The organism is Blautia sp. AF32-4BH (assembly GCF_003460565.1).
GTDB classification, from domain to species: domain Bacteria; phylum Bacillota; class Clostridia; order Lachnospirales; family Lachnospiraceae; genus Fusicatenibacter; species Fusicatenibacter saccharivorans.
Genome location: NZ_QTVL01000002.1, coordinates 349,441 through 366,672 on the forward strand (window position 1 = coordinate 349,441; position 17,232 = coordinate 366,672).

Here is a 17,232-nt window from a genome sequence, read left to right on the forward strand (position 1 = left end):
TGAACCTCCCTTGTCCTTTGTTTTTATTTACTGTAGTTACGGTATCCTGTTTCCTGCAGTTTTGCGTCTTTTGCCTCAACCTGCTCTTTCATTTCCTGTGTATATGCTTTCAGTTTTGCAAGCAGTTCCGGATCGGAAGTTGCAAGAATCTTTGCTGCCAGGATTCCGGCATTGGCACCGCCATTGATGGCAACGGTTGCTACCGGAATGCCGCTCGGCATCTGTACGATGGAGTACAGGGAATCACGACCTCCAAGCGATGTGGTATGCATCGGAATTCCGATGACCGGCATTGGGAAAATAGCTGCGCACATACCCGGCAGATGAGCTGCCATACCTGCGCCTGCAATGATAACCTTGAAGCCTTTCTCCTCTGCGGTTTTTGCATATTCGAAAAATACATCCGGCTCGCGGTGTGCAGAGATGATTTTCATCTCGTACTCAATTCCAAATTTTTCCAGCATGTCGGCTGCTTTGCTCATTACCGGCATATCAGAGTCGCTGCCCATCACAATTCCTACTTTAGCCATGTTGTTCTCCTTTTCTGATTAACTGTTCTAAGCGTTATTCATTAGTTATGCTTATATTTATGTTTTAATCATTCAGTTCTGCTTATAATATACTAAGCAGGCGCAGAAATGTCAACCCATAATCAGCCAAAAGGTTCATTTAATTCTTCCGTTCCCGGCAGGACGAAGCGTCCGTCCTCAATGAGAGGGATCGTCGTTCCGTCTGCTTTTTCGACCGCAACCGACTGCAGTTCGCGGTACGGAATCGTGATGTCCGTGTGGCATCCGAAGTATGCTTTCGACGGATCTTCTTTCCGTTTTGCCGAAACCTCGTTCTCGCGCGCGATTACTTCTTTTCCGTCCGGGTTGTACATCGGGCTGTCCTCCGCCCAGGCGTAGCAGGTGTCGCCCATCGCAAAATGCGGGCCCATCTTCTCTGCGATCAGGATCGGCAGTTTTCCGGCGATGCCGTACTGCTCTGCCATCACGTACGCCGTCGTGTTCGTTCCGATGGCAAACTCACCGATCGGCAGCGTCCTGTGGTGATACAGCAGGTTTTCTTCTATATAAGTACGATTGTCCTCTTCTTTTTCGAAGTTTGCGCAGTCATACGCGGTGATCATGCCGTCAGTCAGCGTCAGGCAGAGATCGCGGTAATACAGCTCGTTCAGGTAGACTCCCGTCACATGGAGCACGCCTGTCGTGCCGGTAAGACTCGGGGAAGTAAAGACCTCTCCGACCGGAATATTGCAGTCGGCAACACAGTTCTCGAAATTCGTCTCTTTCGCAGGATCGTTCAGATGATGCAGCATCACGCGCAGATCCGTTCTGTTCTCTCCTTTTCCAAGCACATGCACGGAAACACCCTCGTCGAGCGCATCGATCAGGTACTGCTGGATGCGCTGGTATTTTTCGTAATCGAGCGTGTTGATCTTTACGATCTCACGGAAAATTTTTTCGTAGCGCGGATCGATCTCCGGCATCGGGTAGGCGATGATCGTGTAGCCGTACTCATCATCCTTGATATAGCGGTTTACAATCTGGCCCGCCTCGTTCTGGAAACCGACACGGAGCTTTTGCTGGCGCTCATTTAAGTGCAGTGCCTGTTTTTTATTTACTGGCTCAAACGGAACTTCGCCGAAGGTTTCCACCACGGCAGGGCCGGCATAGCCATCCGCCAGTTCTTTGTACTCGTCGTATTTCACCTGCATCGCGCGGAGCCGTCTCTTCACGAGATCCTCGTTGAGATACAGCGCCTCATCGTTCCGGTGATCGTAGTCATACTGCTTATTCGCAGACGCACCGGCAACCCACGTTCTCCGCGCGCCGCGGGAAATCACCGGCTCGAGTCCCATCTCGCGGAACTGTAATATTGCCGCACGGATCATGCGCTCAAAACCGATGTGGAAGCGGATGCTGACTGTCTTCTTTTTCGACAGATCTTTTCGCGCCACGAGAAAGCACTTGCGGAAGCCTTCTGTGTAGGTGCGTGCCATCGCGTCGATTTCTTCCTGGCTGTACGTATTTAAAAAGCGGGCTGTACCCTTCTCATTTTCGGTGATATATTCGCCGTACTGGTACAGATACCGCAGATCCGTCAGATCAGATTCCATCACAATATCCTTCACAAAGTGCAGCGACGGGTCAACGATTTCGCGCACCTGGTATTCCTGGCGCTCCTCGGCATAATCGCTCACATACCAGTAAATGCTCTCTTTTACATACTGAGCGGACGGCAGCGTCTCCTCCTCGAACATCGCATACAACTCGAGATACAGCTCCATCGCCGCAGTCAGCTCCAGCAGGCGGTCCTCATAGACCCAGACAACAGCATTTCCCAGCTCCCGGTACAGGCAGCAGAGGCTCCTTCCATGCGTTTCACCAAGTGCCCGCACGGCAAACGCCGGGTTTCCGTAGGAGGTCTCATACCGCTCCCCGATCACATCTTCATACGGCTCGCGGTTAAAAACAGCCAGCTCTTCCTCGGATGCTGTTTTTAGATATCCTTCTGCGATTCTGCTCCGGATCTGGTCCATTTTGCAGAGGTACTGTGCCATCTGTGCAAAAAAATCGCGGTACGGCTGCGGAACGCTTTTTTCCGCCGGAATCTGGCGGATCCGCTCAATTGCAAGCGCATACCGCTCGTTTAATAATTCATCCGTCATAAAAAATCCCTTTCTGTTTCTCTTTAACTGTTACGAGGGGCAGATCTGCCCCTCATTCTTCTTAACTTATTCCTGTTTTTCTTCCCGGTCGTCAATAATTTTTCCATCCCGGATACTCTGTTCGAGAATCTCTTCCATATAACTCCAGATCTCCTCGGAGCCGGTCGCCGTCTTCTCGTTTCGTTTTAACGGCTGGGAAATCCGCACATTGTGGCTGGTCCAGTCTTTTCCATCGTTCTCATGATTTAAAAGCAGCGGCTGGAAATTGTCCATCACATGAGCAAAGCGCGCTTCCGGTGTCTCATACGCTTCGAACTCGAGCCAGAGATCCATCAGCATTTTTCCCTGATCCTCCGGCAGCAGGCCGTAGATGCGCTCGGCCGCTTTGTGTTCTCTCTCGTCTTTTGTTTTGTTTGCCTCCGCGTCGTACGCATACGTGTCGCCTGCATCAATCTCCACGAGGTCGTGGATCAGCAGCATGAGCATTGTTCTGCCGATGTCGATTTTCTCATTCGAATATTCCTGCAGCAGAAATGCCATCACCGCCATGTGCCATGCGTGCTCCGCGTCGTCCTCCTGGCGCGAATAGCCGCGGATGTGCGTCTGGCGCAGGATCTGTTTTTCTTTATCAATCTCCAGAATAAAATTCAGCTGTTTTTCAAAACGTTCGCGATCCATCTTTTTCCCCTTTTCTTTTATATGTACTCCCGGAGTCTTTCTGTGCTTGATTTTACGAGAGTACATTTATCTCACACCGATCAGAAACAGTGCCAGCCATGCGACCAGCATGCCGCCGCTCGTAATCGAGCCGAGAACCGACATTCTGTGGCTGACCTGTTCTTCTTTAAAGCTCTTCATTCCCACATAGAAGCCGTATCCCGACAGAAGGAATGAGAACAGTCCCGCTGCTCCGAGAAAAATGCCTCCGTTTCCGCGGAATGCAAACGATACGACCGAAGCCAGCAGAAACAGAAAGACCGAAGCACCTGCCATATAGAGAGCTTCCTTTCCGCCTTCCGACGGCTTCCGGACAAAATTGTAATTATACTTCTTCCTCGCCATATTTCCATCTCCTGAATTTATTGCAGATCAGGAATGCGCCGCAGCCGATCATGGCTCCAAGCGTATTCAGCATCAGATCATCTACATCAAAGCAGCCCACCTTCGTGATGAGCTGAATCGTCTCCACGCAGAGGCTGAACATAAAACCAAGAAGCGATACTTTCCAGAAACTCTCCATTTTTTTGTGCATCACCGGAACGATAAAGCCGAACGGCAGAAAACCGATCACATTGCCCGCCAGATTTAAAAATGCGGCAAGGAATCCCACCTTTTCGCGGTAAATCCAGAACCGTCTGATTTCCTGAAACGGCACCAGATTGTAACGGTAATCCAGTTCAAAAAAGTTTCTTCTCCCGTATTCTTCTGCAAAAAGCAGAAAATAAACGAGCGCAAGAAGATACACCAGAAATAAAATCCGTCCCACAACGCGGATTCTGGCTTTCGTCTCCTGCTTCATCTTCGTTTCCCCTTTCTGCGTTGTTCTCCCCTCTGCTATCAGAAACGCCGGCATACCTCATCGGCGCACGCGCTTCCGAAATATCCCGGCATTTTTTCTTTTTGAAAGGCGCTTTTAGAACATGATTTCCCCGCGTCGTTTCAGCAGGCCTGCCCCGCTTACGATCATCAGAACACCGGTTGCCACGCCAACAACAACCAGTACGGCGCCCATAGCGATATTTCCGCCGCCGACACGTCCCATGGTTTTATAAATCTTTTCATTCATAGCGCAAAACTCCCTTTCCCGGTGTACCGCATCTTATTTCACGCCGTACTCCTCATAATATGCATCAATGGCAGCCTTCATCTTGTCATCGATCTGAATTTTGCCCTGGCATGGACGGTTGTACAGATACGTGATAACGTCCTCCATGGTTACAATGGCATTTGCCGGGAAGCCATAGGTTTCCTGGATTTCCTCGAGTGCGCTCTTATCGCCTTTTCCGCGCTCCATGCGATTTAAGGATACCATCAGTCCTTTGATCTCCACATTGCCCTGTGCCTGGATGATCGGGAAGGTCTCCTCGATGGATTTTCCGGAAGTGGTTACATCCTCAATAATGACAACGCGGTCACCGTCTTTGATCTTGCTTCCAAGCAGCAGTCCTGCATCTCCACCGTGGTCTTTGGCTTCCTTCCGGTTGGAGCAGTAGCGTACTTCTACACCGTAGAGATCATGAATCGCAATTGCTGTTACAACACTGAGCGGAATTCCTTTGTATGCCGGTCCGAACAGAACGTCAAAATCCAGCCCGTAGTTGTCATGGATTGCTTTTGCGTAATACTCGCCGAGACGTTTTAACTGGCTGCCGGTTACGTAAGCGCCTGCATTCATAAAGAACGGGGATTTTCTTCCGCTTTTCAGGGTGAACTCTCCAAATTTTAATACCTGGCTCTCGACCATGAATTCAATGAACTCTTTCTTATACTGTTCCATTTTATTTTCCTCCATATTTTCAGGGGAAGGCATCGGTTCTCGCATGCCGCCCGTTTCTACTTCTATTCTGTTCTATACTACCATAAACGCCTCTGTTTTTCCAGTCCAGACACAGGATTTCGCATAAAAAACATAAAATCCACACAAATAAATTTCATTCTCTGACGCAAAAAATCCCTCCGCCCAGAGAACGGAGGGATTTTGATATGTTTTCTTTTTAGAAATCTACTTCTGTATCATAGTAGCAGCATTTCAGCAGTTTTTCCATCTCTTCAACAGATGGCTGTCTCGGGTTGGATCCGGTGCAGGCATCGGCGATGGCATTTACAGCGATGTCGTGCAGTCTCTCCAGGAATACGTCTTCCGGAACGAAGCCCTGCTCGGTCGGATAGCTGTCTTTTCCGTAGTTCTTGATGCAGTGCGGAATGTTCAGTTTGTCGTTCATGCCGCGCAGATAGTCAATGAGGAGTTTTACTTTCTCTTCCGTTGTCTCGCCGCCAAGTTTCATCTCGTCAGCGATCACTGCATAACGTTTTGCTGCAGTCTCGTCTTTTGCGTTGAACGCGATAACCTTCGGCAGGTACATAGCGTTTGCTGCGCCGTGGATCAGGTGAGCGCCGTAATCAGCGAATGCTGCGCCTGTTTTATGTGCCATGGAGTGAACAATACCAAGAAGTGCATTGGAGAATGCCATACCAGCGAGGCACTGTGCGTTGTGCATGCTGTCACGTTTTGCCATATCTCCGTTGTAAGAATCTACCAGGTCTGCCTGAATCATCTTGATTGCATACAGTGCCAGCGGATCGGTGAAGTCACAGTTCGCGGTGGAAACGTATGCCTCGATTGCATGGGTCATAGCGTCCATACCGGTGTGAGCAACTAACTTTTGCGGCATCGTCTCTGCCAGATCCGGATCTACGATTGCAACGTCCGGCGTGATTTCGAAGTCTGCCAGCGGGTATTTGATACCTTTTTCATAGTCTGTGATAACTGCGAACGCGGTTACCTCGGTTGCTGTTCCGGATGTAGAAGAAATTGCACAGAAATGAGCTTTTCTGCGGAGTTTCGGCATTCCGAATACCTTGCACATTTCTTCGAAGGTGATGTCTGGATACTCGTATTTGATCCACATTGCTTTTGCTGCGTCGATCGGAGATCCGCCGCCCATTGCTACGATCCAGTCCGGCTGGAACTCTTCCATCGCTTTTGCTCCGCGCATAACAGTCTCGACTGACGGGTCAGACTCGATTCCCTCAAAAAGCTGTACTTCCATGCCGGCTTCTTTCAGGTAGTCTACTGCGCGATCCAGGAAACCGAAACGTTTCATGGAGCCGCCGCCTACACAGACGATTGCACGTTTTCCTTCGAATGTTTTCAGTGCCTCTAAAGCGCCCTTTCCGTGGTATAAATCTCTTGGTAATGTAAATCTTGCCATTGTTCAGAACCCCTTTCTTGTTTTGCTTCTGATGGACAGCTCCGGCAGATCAGATCAGCAGAATTTCTGTTTTTCCTACTCTCTGTTTGAGCCGCCTTTTGTCTTTTGTTTTCGACTTTGTTATTATTATAACAAACTTTTTCAGGGATTTCCAATACAAAAATGATATTTCCTGATGTCAATTATATATGTCTTATTTACTCCCGTGCCGCCCGCGATGCCTGTTTTTCACGGTACATCGCTCTTTTCCTCCAGCTTTCCGCTTCCAGATATTTCACGAAAAACACTCCCAACCACTTTCAGCGCCTCCGCCAGATCCTCCCGAAAATCCTCATCCCCTCTCCGCAGACTATTCACCCTGCACCCAAACACCCTCTCATGCCCCGTACAGTGCAGATACCTGCCGTCCCCCAGATACATCCCCACATGCCCCCTCCAGAACAGCAGATCCCCGGCCTTCGCCCGTTCCTCCACCAGACACATCTCCTCCCCTTCTCTCCAGATCGCTTTCAGCGGATACCCTTCCCTGATATCCGCATCCCGCCAAATCAAAACCCCATTCATCAAATACACCATAAACACCACACCCGAACAGTCAATCCCATCCGCCGCCTTCCCGCCCCACCGGTACTGGCATCCAAGATACCCCTTCGCACACTCCACAACCTTCCTCCGAAACTTCTCTTCCGACCACCCCTCCGGAATCCCCTGCTCCACAAAAAACCTCTCTTCCGATTTTCCCCACAAAAACCGATCCGAATCCAGTCTTTTTCTTAATGCCACCTCCGGCACAAACCCACTGATCCCATTCGCCAGTTTCACCCTGCAATACCCATTCTCCGTCTCCTCCATTTTCTCCACAAAACACCCCCGTCCCAGCGTCTCCAACATCCGCGCCTGCACCCGCGCTCCCCTCATCACATCCGCAAACCCGCGTGTCACCACATACGTATTCCCTGCCTTTTCCCTCCCCTCCATCCACTCCCGGCTTTTCTCTTCAATCAAATTCCTCTCCATCCACCCCCGATACCCATAATGCGTCCAAACCTCAATCCACTCCCCCTCATCTTCCCACATCACGCTCCATCCAAAAAACACCTCATCCACCACATCAACCCCATTCTCCTCATACAAAAACGCCCGCTTCACTTTAATGATCCCATACTTCATCTCACATACCACCTTCCATTTTCTATATACTATGCACCCACCACAACACTCTCACGCCGATCCGCCCCCGGCGGATCCAGACCTACTTCGTTTCAGCTCCACACAACCAGACCTCACTGGAATTTGCGCCTGCCGTGTGGCGGGCATAGAAAAAGAGGGCAGAAACTATGAGCCCGGAACAGGTGCAGGAAAATGGGATGGTTCCCGTTTCCCTGTACCCATTCTGAGCCACAGTTCCGCCCTCTTTTTCTCGCCCGCCGCACCGCAGATGCGAAGCCGCTCGAGGCCGTCCGTCTTATCTCACCGCCCCGATCAGCGAATTAATATCGTCAACCTTATGCCTTCTCATATACTCTTCGATACCGCGAACCGTTTCAACAGTCGCATACGGATTAAAGAAATTCGCCGTCCCAATCGAAACCGCCGTAGCCCCCGCCAGAATAAACTCCAGCGCATCCTCCGCCGACGCAATACCGCCCATACCAATAATCGGCACTTTCACTGCCTGCGCCACCTGATACACCATCCGCACCGCAATCGGCTTCACCGCCGGCCCCGACATACCGCCAGTCTTATTCGCAATCGCAAACTTCTGCCGTTCAATATCAATCTTCATCCCAGTAAGCGTATTGATCAGCGACAGCACATCCGCCCCGCCGGCTTCCGCAGCCCGCGCCATCTCCGTAATATCCGTCACATTCGGGCTCAATTTCATAATAATCGGCTGCTTCGCATATTTTTTAACTTCTCTGGTGATCGCCTCCACCGCCTTCGGATCCTGTCCAAACGCAATACCGCCCTCCTTCACATTCGGGCACGAAATATTAATCTCCAGCAGATCCACCGGCTCCGAAGTCAATCGCTCCACAACCTCACAGTAATCCTCCGTCGTCCGTCCACACACATTCACCACAATCTTCGTGTCAAACTGTTTCAAAAACGGAATATCCCTCTCACAGAACACATCAACACCAGGATTCTGCAGCCCGATCGCATTCAGCATTCCGCCGTAAACCTCCGCAATACGCGGCGTCGGATTCCCCGGCCACGGCACATTCGCAACACCCTTCGTCACAACCGCGCCAAGCTCCTTCAAATCCACAAACTCACTGTACTCCGCGCCGGAGCCAAACGTACCAGATGCCGTCATAACCGGATTCTTCAGTTCCACACCCGCCAGATTCACACTTGTCTTCATCGCTTTTTCTCCTCCTCGCGTCACTTACAGCTCAATTTCCGTACTTAAAAAGACAGGTCCGTCCTTGCAGATCCGCTTGTTGTGCACATGTGAATGACCATCCACCTCAGTCGACTGGCAGACACACGCAAGACATGCGCCAACGCCGCACGCCATCTTCTCTTCCATCGAAATCCAGCATGGAATTCCCTTTTCCAGACCGTACGCCTTAATCGCACGCAGCATCGGAGCCGGACCGCAGGCAAAAATTACATCTGCTTCCAGATGATCCTCGCGCACCGCATCCATCACATTGCCCTTCACACCGGCACTTCCGTCCTCCGTTGCAATATGAAGATCGCCTGCCGCAGCAAACTCCTCATTTAAGAACAACTCATCGCGGTAACCACAGCAGATGATCGTGTCCGTTCCAAGATCCTTCGCCGTCTGCAGCATCGGCGGAACACCGATACCGCCGCCCATCAGCATCACACGTTTTCCCTTACCTTCCTCGATCGGGAATCCATTTCCAAGCGGCCCTAAAATATCAACCTCATCCCCCGCTTTCAGATGCGAAAACTCCTCCGTTCCTGCACCTGCCACACGGTAGACAATCCGAAGTCTTCCTCCCTCTCGGTCGATCTCACAAAGAGAAATCGGACGCGGCAGAAGACGGCTGCCGTCCTTCGAAAACAGAGAAATAAACTGGCCGGCCTTCGCCTCTTTCGCAATCACTTTCGTGGAAATCCACATGCTGTAAATTCCTTTTGCAATGCACTCCTGACTTTCCACAGTACAGCATTCCTTGATTTTCATAAGCTGAACACTCCTTTTATTTTCTTGAATCGGCGAAAAGCCCAAAATATCCTCCGGCGGACATAACATCTACCCGGCAGACCTTCTGAGCTTTTCACCCTGTATTCTTATTTTGCAGCAGCAAGCGCCCCGCTGATATCCTCAACCATATCCTTTACAGCTGCTCTCGAAGCATCCGCAAAGTTCTCAGTGCCAAACTCGGCATATTTTTCCTGTTTGTAAGCAGCGATAATACCTCTCGAAGAGTTTACGATTGCACCCAGTCCGTCCTCATTGAAGAAGTGAACGAGGTCTTTTCCTTTTCCGCCCTGTGCACCGTAGCCCGGTACCAGGATGTAGGATTTCGGCATTACCTTACGCAGCACCTTGCCCATCTCCGGGTACGTAGCGCCGACAACAGCTCCCACATAGCTGTAATCATCGCCCATGTGCTCCTCGCCCCACGCGGCAACCTGCTCGCCGACCCACTCATACAGCGGACGTCCGTCGATGATGCGGTCCTGGAACTCGCCGCTGGACGGGTTCGAGGTTTTTACCAGAACAAAGATACCTTTTTTCTCCTCTTTGCAGACCTTGATGAACGGTTTTACGCCGTCAGATCCAAGATACGGATTGACAGTTGCAAAATCCTCATGGAATCCGGCATAGGATTTGCTTCCCACCTGCACGTGGCCGAGGTGGCCGACTGCATACGCCTCAGAAGTAGAACCGATATCGCCTCGTTTGATATCGCCGATGACAACGAGACCCTTTTCCTGGCAGTAGGAAACGGTCTTCTCATACGCTGCCATTCCCGGAACGCCGAACTGCTCATACATGGCAACCTGCGGTTTTACAGCCGGAATCAAATCGTATGTTGCGTCGACAATCGCTTTATTGAACTGCCAAACGGCCTCTGCAGCTCCTTCGAGTGTCTCTCCGTACTCGGCAAATGCCTTTTTCTGTACGTGCTCCGGCACATAGTTCAGCATCGGGTCCAGACCTACGACGATCGGTGCATTTGTTTTTTTAATGTTTGCAATCAGTTTGTTAATCATCTGCTTACTCTCCCTCTTCTGTCTTTTCTTATAGAAATTACTCAGCTTCGTATACAATCTTGCCGCCGCATACGGTAGCCATAACTTTTCCTTTGACTTTCTTACCGCCGAACGGAGTGTTTTTGCCCTTGGAAACAAACTCCTTCGGATCGATCACATACTCTGCTTCCGGATCGATGACAACCACATCGGCGTCCATGCCAGGTGCAAGAGAACCTTTCTTGTCCAGGTGCAGGATTTTTGCCGGATTGTAGCTCATCTTCTCCGCCATCTGCATCGGGGTGATGATCTCGGTATCCACAAGTTCGGTGATGGTAAGAGCCACGCTCGTCTCCAGTCCGACGATGCCGAACGGAGCTTTCTTGAAGGACTCCTGTTTCTCGGTCAGCGCATGCGGTGCATGATCGGTGCTGATGACATCGAAGACATCGTCTTTCAGACCCTGGCGCAGTGCCTCGAGATCCTCTTTCGTACGGAGCGGCGGATTCATCTTGTAGTTGGTGTCGCCCTTTACGATGTCGTCGCTGCAGAGGGTAAAGTGATGCGGGCAGACCTCGGCGGAAATCGAAACGCCGGCCTTTCTCGCCTCACGCACCATATCCACGCTCTCTTTGGTCGAGCAGTGACACAGATGCAGGTGTGCACCTGTCTCTGCGGCAAGTACGATATCTCTTGCAACAATCGTGTTCTCTACGGAGTTTGTGATGCCCGGCAGATGCCACTCTCTCGAGTTTGCATCCTCATTCATGCAGCCGCCGTTTACGAGGTTCTTGTCCTCGCAGTGAGCCAGCACCGGAATGTTTTTCTCTGCGGCAATCTCCATTGCCTCTTTGTAGAGCAGCGCGTTCATAACGGATTTTCCGTCCTCGCTGATCGCCGGGATGCCGGCTTTTACCATGCCCTCGATATCGGCGAGCTCTTCACCCTTCTGTCCTACTGTGATGGCGCCTGCCTGCAGTACATTAATCGGAGAAAAACGGTCTGCTTTGATCGTTACATAGTTGACGCGGTCCGGGCTGTCGATGACCGGTTTTGTATTCGGCATCGCTACCAGCGTTGTCACGCCTCCTTTTGCTGCTGCTTTCGAACCGCTTTCAATATCTTCTTTATATGTCTGCCCCGGGTCGCGGAGATGTACATGCATATCGATGATGCCAGGCATTACATAGCAGCCTTTTGCATCTATTACCTGCGCATCTTTTACGCGGATTCCTTTTTCAACCCGTGTAATAACGCCGTTTTCGATCAGAACATCACTGATTTCGTCTTTTTGGGTGGCCGGGTCGATGACCTGTCCATTTTTGATTAAGATACTCATCTTACGTTCTCTGATCCTTTCTTTTCTTCTGGCCGTCGTCCGACCATTTATTCCTTTTTATAATACACGAAATCTTTCCTGAAATAAAGAGTTTTTTCTTGACTTTTTTGATTTGCAAGATTATAATGGTCTCAATCGAGAAGATGTTGAGATGTAATACGTGGTCACTAGCTATTAGAGATTATATTAGCATTCACCTTCAATATAATCTGTAATAGCTAGTGAATTTTTTTATCAAAAGTTCACTCGCTTATGGGGGAACATATGCATTCCCACATCATGCTTATTTTTTAATTTTATGGAGGTAACTCACAATGAACAAGGGAACAGTGAAATGGTTTAACGCAGAGAAGGGCTATGGCTTCATCACAGGCGAAGACGGAAACGATGTATTCGTACATTTCTCCGCTATCCAGGGTGAAGGATTCAAAACTCTTGACGAAGGTCAGGCGGTTACTTACGATCTTACCGAGGGTGCTCGCGGAATGCAGGCTTCCAACGTTGTTAAATGCTAATTAACCATAAGCGAAAGGCCGGGGGATGTATGTCCTCCGGTTTTTTAATTTACGCGGGCAACGAGCCAAAGTCCATGCCTGCACGAGACCTTGGCGACTGCCGCGATAACTTGAGAAACTCGCGGAGCGTGTTTCTCATAGTTTTTTCTATAGCAAGACCCGAAAATAATGCAAAAAAGGCAGTGCTGCACAGCGCGAATTGCAAGGAACAGATTTGAAGGCGTACCGGGGTACGACGAAAATCTGTGACGCAGTAATTCACGCTCTGCGGTGCTGAATTTTTTGCATTATTTTCGGGGATTGCTATAAATCTCTATAACAAAAGCGCTTATCACTCCGGGATTTTCCCGTCTGTGGTAAGCGCTTTTACTTTCTTTAACAATTCTGCTTATTCCGCTGTACTTTCGCTGATGGAATCTGCTGTGCTGTCACTTGCCGTATCTGCTGTGCTGTCCGAAGATGTATCGGAAGCATCAGAGCTGTCGCTGGTGTCATCTGCACTGCTGTCGCTGGATGTGTTGGTCTCGCTCAGATAATTCTGAATATCCGTCACGTTCATCGTTGTGGTTTCTGTCGTGCGGTTCGCCTTTTTCTCTGCTACCGAGTTCTGGTAAACAGCAACGGAGAACCAGCCGATCAGGGTAGCCAGCACAACGACGAAAGCGGTAACTTCCAGTCTCGTGATCCATCTTTCACGTCTCATGATTTTCTCACGGTTCGCTTTTTCCTTTTTATAGCGGTCAACTTTTTCCTGACTCATGGTTCTACTTCTCCTTTGATTTCTAAAAAGTGCTCGGCGGCACTTTCAAACATGTTGAAAATTATACTACATTTTCAACAAAAAGGGAAGAGAAAAGTTATAATGCAATGATAATTCCGCCGTCATTTGCATACATACTGCTGACGCCCTGGGTATCGAGTACGAAGACATCCTGTACCGCAAGGCGCTCCAGAAGGGCTTCTTTTACCATCTCGGCGCGCTCCGGGCAGTTGCAATGAGAGATGGCAAGCGTTTTGTTTTCTACATGCTGTGCGTCATTTACAATGGCATCGACCATTTTCATCAGTGCTTTGTTGATGCCGCGCGCCTGATCGAGCTGAACGATATCGCCCTCCGGTGTGGCGCCCATGACCGGTTTGATTTTAAGGGCGGATGCAACGAGTGCTTTCGCCTTGGAAAGACGGCCGTTTTTCCGCAGAGTTTCGAGATTTTCCAGCACGAAATAGGTGTTCTGTGTGCTGATATAGAGTTCTACTGTCTCTACGACGCGCTCAAAGCTCATGCCGGCTTCCTCGCACTCCACGATTTTTTTCACGATCAGGGTCTCTCCTATCGATGCGCTTCTGGAATTGAATACGTGAATCTTCAGATCCTCGTTCTCCTCCTGCGCCAGGTTTGCACCGAGCACTGCGCTGTTATAGGAACCGCTGAGCTGTGCGGAAAGTGTGACCGCGTAGCACCGTTCTGCTCCGTTCAGAAAAGATTTCCGGAAATAATCCGGCGACGGGCAGGCGGATTTCGGGCACTCCGGACATTCCGCTACTCTCTTTAAAAAATATTTCTGGTCGAATGTCTCGTCATCCAGAATGGATTCTCCGCCGACTTCCAGGGTCAGCGGTGCAATTTCAATATTTCCTCTTTTTTTCATATCTGCTGTCAGTTCACAGCAGCTGTCTGCAACAATGTGAAAACTCATATATTTTGTCCCTCCAAACTTGATTCCGCTTTTTCTCACTGCGGATGTTTCGTATTTCCAATCACCGCTCTTTTTCAAACCTTCCTGAACTAGGGACGAATTCGACACAGTGAATTTTTTGATATTTTGTCATGTAGTTTTGATAACTACATTTTATCATAACACACTTAGTGCTCCATTGCAAAAAGTTTTTTCCCAATAAAAGTTTTTCCGTTAAAAGTTTTTTCCTTTTCTTGTCGCACTCCCCTTTTTGCGGTATACTACGGTCATACGGCTTTTTTGTTTATGGATATTTTTCCATTGCTTATTTTCAGGAGGTGGTACGTATGGAATGGACTTTTTCGGATTCGGTCCGGCTTTCCCTGCTTTCGTTTTCGGAAGCTTCCAAAGCCTGCGCGGCGCTGCCCGGATTTTCTCTTTTCCGGCGCAGTCTGCAGCCGGAGCGCATCGAATACTGCCGCGCAGAGCTGCTGCCTGACTGCCTGGTCGGATCGCTTGCCGTCCCGGACAAGACGCATCCGCTTCACCTTGCATTCTCGCTTGCGTTTTATCTCGACCGGGGGCAGCTTATTCTGGCAGCCGACGAACAGACACTTCCGGCTTTGCAGAGCCTCCTCTTCCCGGAAGAACCGCTCGATACTTCCGATGTCTTCCACCTGTTTTTCTCGTTTCTGGAATCGCTGATCCAGGAGGATATGCTCTATCTGCAGAATTTTGAGAAGCGCCTCGCGACAATCGAGGAGTCTCTTCTCGACACTCTGCCAAAAGAGCTGCAGCGGACCCTGATCACGATTCGTCGGGAGCTGCTCGTGTTCCATGCCTATTACCAGCAGCTTCTCGACATGTGCGAAATACTCTCCGAGGACGAAAATCACTTTCTTCCCCCGGAATGCGCCCGTCAGTTTTCGCGCCTTGGAAACCGCGTGGACCGTTTGTACGACCACACCCAGATGCTGCGGGAGTACGCCCTGCAGATCCGCGAGATGCAGCAGGCGCAGATCGACCTGCGTCAGAACGATACGATGCGGATTCTGACGGTCGTCTCGACGATCTTTTTCCCGCTTTCCCTGATCGCCGGCTGGTACGGCATGAATTTTACGCATATGCCTGAGCTTTCTGCCCCGTATGCGTACTTCATCCTGATCGGCGTCTGTATTCTCATTGTTGCTGTTGAAATTTGGTATTTTAAAAAGAAAGGCTGGTTTTAACTACGGATGATTATCCTGCAGATTACACAGTTAAAGAATTTTATGAACACTCTGCTCCGTCTCGAGACATTTGACCGCTTTCCCGTCTCCGAGGCGTCGATCACAACGTTTACGACGTTCTCCATCGACGGCAGTCTTCACACGGACTTTTTCGATCCCGATGACGCGCAGCTCTTAAAAGAAAAAGGGCGGACGCGGCTTCTCTGGAAAGATGTGAAATCGTTCTGCTATTCCGTCATCAAAGGAAAACGGACACCCCTGCAGTTCAAATTTGTGTTTCAGCTTCCGCAGGCGGCGTGCGAAAAAATGATCGCGGACCATGCGCTGCCGCTGGAAATAGAGAACGTGTTTGGATGCTTTCTGAATTTTCAGTATAAGGACGGAAAACTCTTACTTACCACCGGAACTTCCCTCAAAATCTTTACGATGGACAAGTCGCTCGACCGCGTCTTCGATGAGGAAGTCCGCCAGTTTCTGCTGAAAAATGAAATTGCATTTGAAGAACAGATATAAAGACAAAATACTTATTTAGAAAGGTTCTCTTTTTATGAATCAGATTATTATGTGGATCATGGCAGTCGGCGCGGTACTCGGCGGTGTCGACCGGATCGCTGGCAATCGCTTCGGATTTGGAAAACGGTTTGAGGAGGGCTTTATGCTGCTTGGACCGACGGCACTTTCCATGTCGGGCATCATCTGCCTCACCCCGCTGCTCTCCCGCTTTCTCCGTTTCGCCCTCGTTCCCATCTGGAACTTTTTTGGTCTGGATGCGGGACTTCTCGCCGGCATTCTCGCCATTGACATGGGCGGCTACCAGCTCGCCGGAGAGCTTTCGGCATCGCAGGAGATGGTGCGCTACGCAGGACTTGTGATTGCGGCGACGCTTGGCTGTACCATCACCTTTACGATTCCGGTCGGCATGGGAATGCTGAAAAGCGGCGACCGCCTCCTTTTCTCCCGCGGCATGCTGATCGGCACGGGCACACTTCCCGTCACGATGATCGTCGGCGGACTGCTCTCAGGACTCTCTTTTCTGCAGATCGTACTTCAGTCGCTCCCGGTGCTCCTCTTCTGCTTTCTGCTGATGTTCGGCATCTGGCGTTTTCCGGAGCAGACCGTGCGCGCGTTCACGGTATTTGCAGATGTGATCCGGCTTCTGACGACGATCGGCCTCATCGCGGGCGCGTTCTGCTATATGACCGGCTTTTCGCTGCTCCCGGACCTTGCGCCGCTGGAGGACGCGATGGCGGTCGTCTCGTCCATCGGCATTGTACTACTCGGCAGCCTTCCGACGGCGGAGCTTTTACAGCGAGTGCTCAAAAAGCCGCTCTCTTTTATTGGAAGAAAAACCGGCATGAACGACAGCAGTGCCGCCGGTCTTCTGATGGGCATTGTCAGCCCTGTTCCGGCGATCACAATGATGGAAAAAATGGACGAGCGCGGAAAGATTGTAAACGCAGCTTTCCTCGTCTCCGCCGCATCGACCATCGCCGCACATATGGGATTTACGTTCGGCACCGATCCTGATTTTGTCGTGCCGCTTCTCGTTGCAAAGCTCGCTGGAGGCATCGCCGCCGTCTGTGCCGCGCTGTTTTTCACGAAGAAATCTGCTTAATTGTTTGAGAGCATACATAGCAACGCAATAAGACCTGCGCCGTTTGAAAGCGCAGGTCTTATTGCATTTCTTA

At 50.3% G+C, this 17,232-nt stretch carries 19 protein-coding genes; 4 read left to right on the forward strand and 15 right to left on the reverse strand.

All coding sequences use genetic code 11. From position 1 onward, the window contains the following. Window positions 1-23 precede the first annotated feature (23 nt). From purE to DWZ44_RS04485, 13 genes are all read right to left on the reverse strand, one after another. The gene (gene purE / locus DWZ44_RS04430) at window positions 24-530 is read right to left on the reverse strand and encodes a 5-(carboxyamino)imidazole ribonucleotide mutase (RefSeq protein WP_022462013.1); all 507 of its coding nucleotides are present in this window, start codon (window positions 528-530) and stop codon (window positions 24-26) included. Between the two features lie 122 nt (window positions 531-652). Further along, complete coding sequence (locus DWZ44_RS04435) at window positions 653-2,674, reverse strand: aminopeptidase (protein WP_117802626.1); 2,022 nt, start codon at window positions 2,672-2,674, stop codon at window positions 653-655. Window positions 2,675-2,740: 66 nt separating this feature from the next. Beyond that, the gene (locus tag DWZ44_RS04440; RefSeq protein ID WP_117760545.1) at window positions 2,741-3,352 is read right to left on the reverse strand and encodes an HD domain-containing protein; all 612 of its coding nucleotides are present in this window, start codon (window positions 3,350-3,352) and stop codon (window positions 2,741-2,743) included. Between the two features lie 66 nt (window positions 3,353-3,418). Further along, on the reverse strand, window positions 3,419-3,736 hold the full coding sequence (locus DWZ44_RS04445; RefSeq protein WP_022462010.1) for a hypothetical protein: 318 nt from the start codon (window positions 3,734-3,736) through the stop codon (window positions 3,419-3,421). Further along, the gene (locus DWZ44_RS04450) at window positions 3,717-4,193 is read right to left on the reverse strand and encodes a VanZ family protein (protein WP_117802648.1); all 477 of its coding nucleotides are present in this window, start codon (window positions 4,191-4,193) and stop codon (window positions 3,717-3,719) included. The genes DWZ44_RS04445 and DWZ44_RS04450 overlap by 20 nt, the downstream gene beginning before the upstream one ends. Window positions 4,194-4,307: 114 nt before the next feature. After that, window positions 4,308-4,460 (reverse strand): hypothetical protein, encoded by a 153-nt coding sequence (locus tag DWZ44_RS18385; protein ID WP_055221261.1) that lies wholly within the window; start codon window positions 4,458-4,460, stop codon window positions 4,308-4,310. Between the two features lie 33 nt (window positions 4,461-4,493). Further along, the gene (pyrE, locus tag DWZ44_RS04455) at window positions 4,494-5,171 is read right to left on the reverse strand and encodes an orotate phosphoribosyltransferase (RefSeq protein WP_117802627.1); all 678 of its coding nucleotides are present in this window, start codon (window positions 5,169-5,171) and stop codon (window positions 4,494-4,496) included. Between the two features lie 217 nt (window positions 5,172-5,388). Continuing rightward, the gene (locus tag DWZ44_RS04460; RefSeq protein WP_055227104.1) at window positions 5,389-6,606 is read right to left on the reverse strand and encodes an iron-containing alcohol dehydrogenase; all 1,218 of its coding nucleotides are present in this window, start codon (window positions 6,604-6,606) and stop codon (window positions 5,389-5,391) included. A gap of 228 nt (window positions 6,607-6,834) precedes the next feature. Then, entirely contained in the window at window positions 6,835-7,776 is a 942-nt protein-coding gene (locus tag DWZ44_RS04465) for a C40 family peptidase (protein ID WP_117804315.1), read from the reverse strand. A gap of 295 nt (window positions 7,777-8,071) precedes the next feature. After that, the gene (locus DWZ44_RS04470; protein WP_117804316.1) at window positions 8,072-8,974 is read right to left on the reverse strand and encodes a dihydroorotate dehydrogenase; all 903 of its coding nucleotides are present in this window, start codon (window positions 8,972-8,974) and stop codon (window positions 8,072-8,074) included. A gap of 24 nt (window positions 8,975-8,998) precedes the next feature. Then, entirely contained in the window at window positions 8,999-9,769 is a 771-nt protein-coding gene (locus tag DWZ44_RS04475; protein ID WP_022461999.1) for a dihydroorotate dehydrogenase electron transfer subunit, read from the reverse strand. Between the two features lie 107 nt (window positions 9,770-9,876). Next, on the reverse strand, window positions 9,877-10,806 hold the full coding sequence (gene pyrF / locus DWZ44_RS04480; RefSeq protein WP_022461998.1) for an orotidine-5'-phosphate decarboxylase: 930 nt from the start codon (window positions 10,804-10,806) through the stop codon (window positions 9,877-9,879). Between the two features lie 37 nt (window positions 10,807-10,843). Continuing rightward, complete coding sequence (locus tag DWZ44_RS04485; RefSeq protein WP_022461997.1) at window positions 10,844-12,124, reverse strand: dihydroorotase; 1,281 nt, start codon at window positions 12,122-12,124, stop codon at window positions 10,844-10,846. 314 nt (window positions 12,125-12,438) lie between these two features. On the opposite strand from DWZ44_RS04485, the gene DWZ44_RS04490 reads away from it, so the two are divergent. After that, window positions 12,439-12,639 (forward strand): cold-shock protein, encoded by a 201-nt coding sequence (locus DWZ44_RS04490; protein WP_022461996.1) that lies wholly within the window; start codon window positions 12,439-12,441, stop codon window positions 12,637-12,639. Between the two features lie 388 nt (window positions 12,640-13,027). Here the strand turns inward: DWZ44_RS04490 and DWZ44_RS04495 are convergent, their stop codons facing one another. Together DWZ44_RS04495 and DWZ44_RS04500 are read right to left on the reverse strand one after the other, a co-directional pair. Continuing rightward, window positions 13,028-13,399 (reverse strand): hypothetical protein, encoded by a 372-nt coding sequence (locus tag DWZ44_RS04495; protein WP_117509733.1) that lies wholly within the window; start codon window positions 13,397-13,399, stop codon window positions 13,028-13,030. Window positions 13,400-13,496: 97 nt separating this feature from the next. Further along, window positions 13,497-14,336: a DegV family protein gene (locus DWZ44_RS04500; protein ID WP_117804339.1), complete on the reverse strand. Its 840-nt coding sequence runs from the start codon at window positions 14,334-14,336 to the stop codon at window positions 13,497-13,499. Window positions 14,337-14,662: 326 nt separating this feature from the next. On the opposite strand from DWZ44_RS04500, the gene DWZ44_RS04505 reads away from it, so the two are divergent. The 3 genes from DWZ44_RS04505 to DWZ44_RS04515 are packed head-to-tail and all read left to right on the forward strand — an operon-like array spanning window position 14,663 to window position 17,159. After that, window positions 14,663-15,544: a magnesium transporter CorA family protein gene (locus DWZ44_RS04505; protein WP_022461993.1), complete on the forward strand. Its 882-nt coding sequence runs from the start codon at window positions 14,663-14,665 to the stop codon at window positions 15,542-15,544. 6 nt (window positions 15,545-15,550) lie between these two features. Continuing rightward, window positions 15,551-16,057, forward strand: a complete 507-nt coding sequence (locus tag DWZ44_RS04510) for a DUF5721 family protein (RefSeq protein ID WP_055221274.1) — start codon at window positions 15,551-15,553, stop codon at window positions 16,055-16,057. A 34-nt stretch (window positions 16,058-16,091) separates the two neighbouring features. Continuing rightward, on the forward strand, window positions 16,092-17,159 hold the full coding sequence (locus DWZ44_RS04515) for an ethanolamine utilization protein EutH (protein WP_117509735.1): 1,068 nt from the start codon (window positions 16,092-16,094) through the stop codon (window positions 17,157-17,159). Window positions 17,160-17,232: the final 73 nt, after the last annotated feature.

Excerpts from the sequence above, each read along its gene's own strand:
- purE (WP_022462013.1), bottom strand. The coding sequence starts at position 530 with ATGGCTAAAGTAGGAATTGTGATGGGCAGCGACTCTGATATGCCGGTA.
- DWZ44_RS04435 (WP_117802626.1), bottom strand. The coding sequence starts at position 2,674 with ATGACGGATGAATTATTAAACGAGCGGTATGCGCTTGCAATTGAGCGG.
- DWZ44_RS04440 (WP_117760545.1), bottom strand. The coding sequence starts at position 3,352 with ATGGATCGCGAACGTTTTGAAAAACAGCTGAATTTTATTCTGGAGATT.
- DWZ44_RS04445 (WP_022462010.1), bottom strand. The coding sequence starts at position 3,736 with ATGGCGAGGAAGAAGTATAATTACAATTTTGTCCGGAAGCCGTCGGAA.
- DWZ44_RS04450 (WP_117802648.1), bottom strand. The coding sequence starts at position 4,193 with ATGAAGCAGGAGACGAAAGCCAGAATCCGCGTTGTGGGACGGATTTTA.
- DWZ44_RS18385 (WP_055221261.1), bottom strand. The coding sequence starts at position 4,460 with ATGAATGAAAAGATTTATAAAACCATGGGACGTGTCGGCGGCGGAAAT.
- pyrE (WP_117802627.1), bottom strand. The coding sequence starts at position 5,171 with ATGGAACAGTATAAGAAAGAGTTCATTGAATTCATGGTCGAGAGCCAG.
- DWZ44_RS04460 (WP_055227104.1), bottom strand. The coding sequence starts at position 6,606 with ATGGCAAGATTTACATTACCAAGAGATTTATACCACGGAAAGGGCGCT.
- DWZ44_RS04465 (WP_117804315.1), bottom strand. The coding sequence starts at position 7,776 with ATGAAGTATGGGATCATTAAAGTGAAGCGGGCGTTTTTGTATGAGGAG.
- DWZ44_RS04470 (WP_117804316.1), bottom strand. The coding sequence starts at position 8,974 with ATGAAGACAAGTGTGAATCTGGCGGGTGTGGAACTGAAGAATCCGGTT.
- DWZ44_RS04475 (WP_022461999.1), bottom strand. The coding sequence starts at position 9,769 with ATGAAAATCAAGGAATGCTGTACTGTGGAAAGTCAGGAGTGCATTGCA.
- pyrF (WP_022461998.1), bottom strand. The coding sequence starts at position 10,806 with ATGATTAACAAACTGATTGCAAACATTAAAAAAACAAATGCACCGATC.
- DWZ44_RS04485 (WP_022461997.1), bottom strand. The coding sequence starts at position 12,124 with ATGAGTATCTTAATCAAAAATGGACAGGTCATCGACCCGGCCACCCAA.
- DWZ44_RS04490 (WP_022461996.1), top strand. The coding sequence starts at position 12,439 with ATGAACAAGGGAACAGTGAAATGGTTTAACGCAGAGAAGGGCTATGGC.
- DWZ44_RS04495 (WP_117509733.1), bottom strand. The coding sequence starts at position 13,399 with ATGAGTCAGGAAAAAGTTGACCGCTATAAAAAGGAAAAAGCGAACCGT.
- DWZ44_RS04500 (WP_117804339.1), bottom strand. The coding sequence starts at position 14,336 with ATGAGTTTTCACATTGTTGCAGACAGCTGCTGTGAACTGACAGCAGAT.
- DWZ44_RS04505 (WP_022461993.1), top strand. The coding sequence starts at position 14,663 with ATGGAATGGACTTTTTCGGATTCGGTCCGGCTTTCCCTGCTTTCGTTT.
- DWZ44_RS04510 (WP_055221274.1), top strand. The coding sequence starts at position 15,551 with ATGATTATCCTGCAGATTACACAGTTAAAGAATTTTATGAACACTCTG.
- DWZ44_RS04515 (WP_117509735.1), top strand. The coding sequence starts at position 16,092 with ATGAATCAGATTATTATGTGGATCATGGCAGTCGGCGCGGTACTCGGC.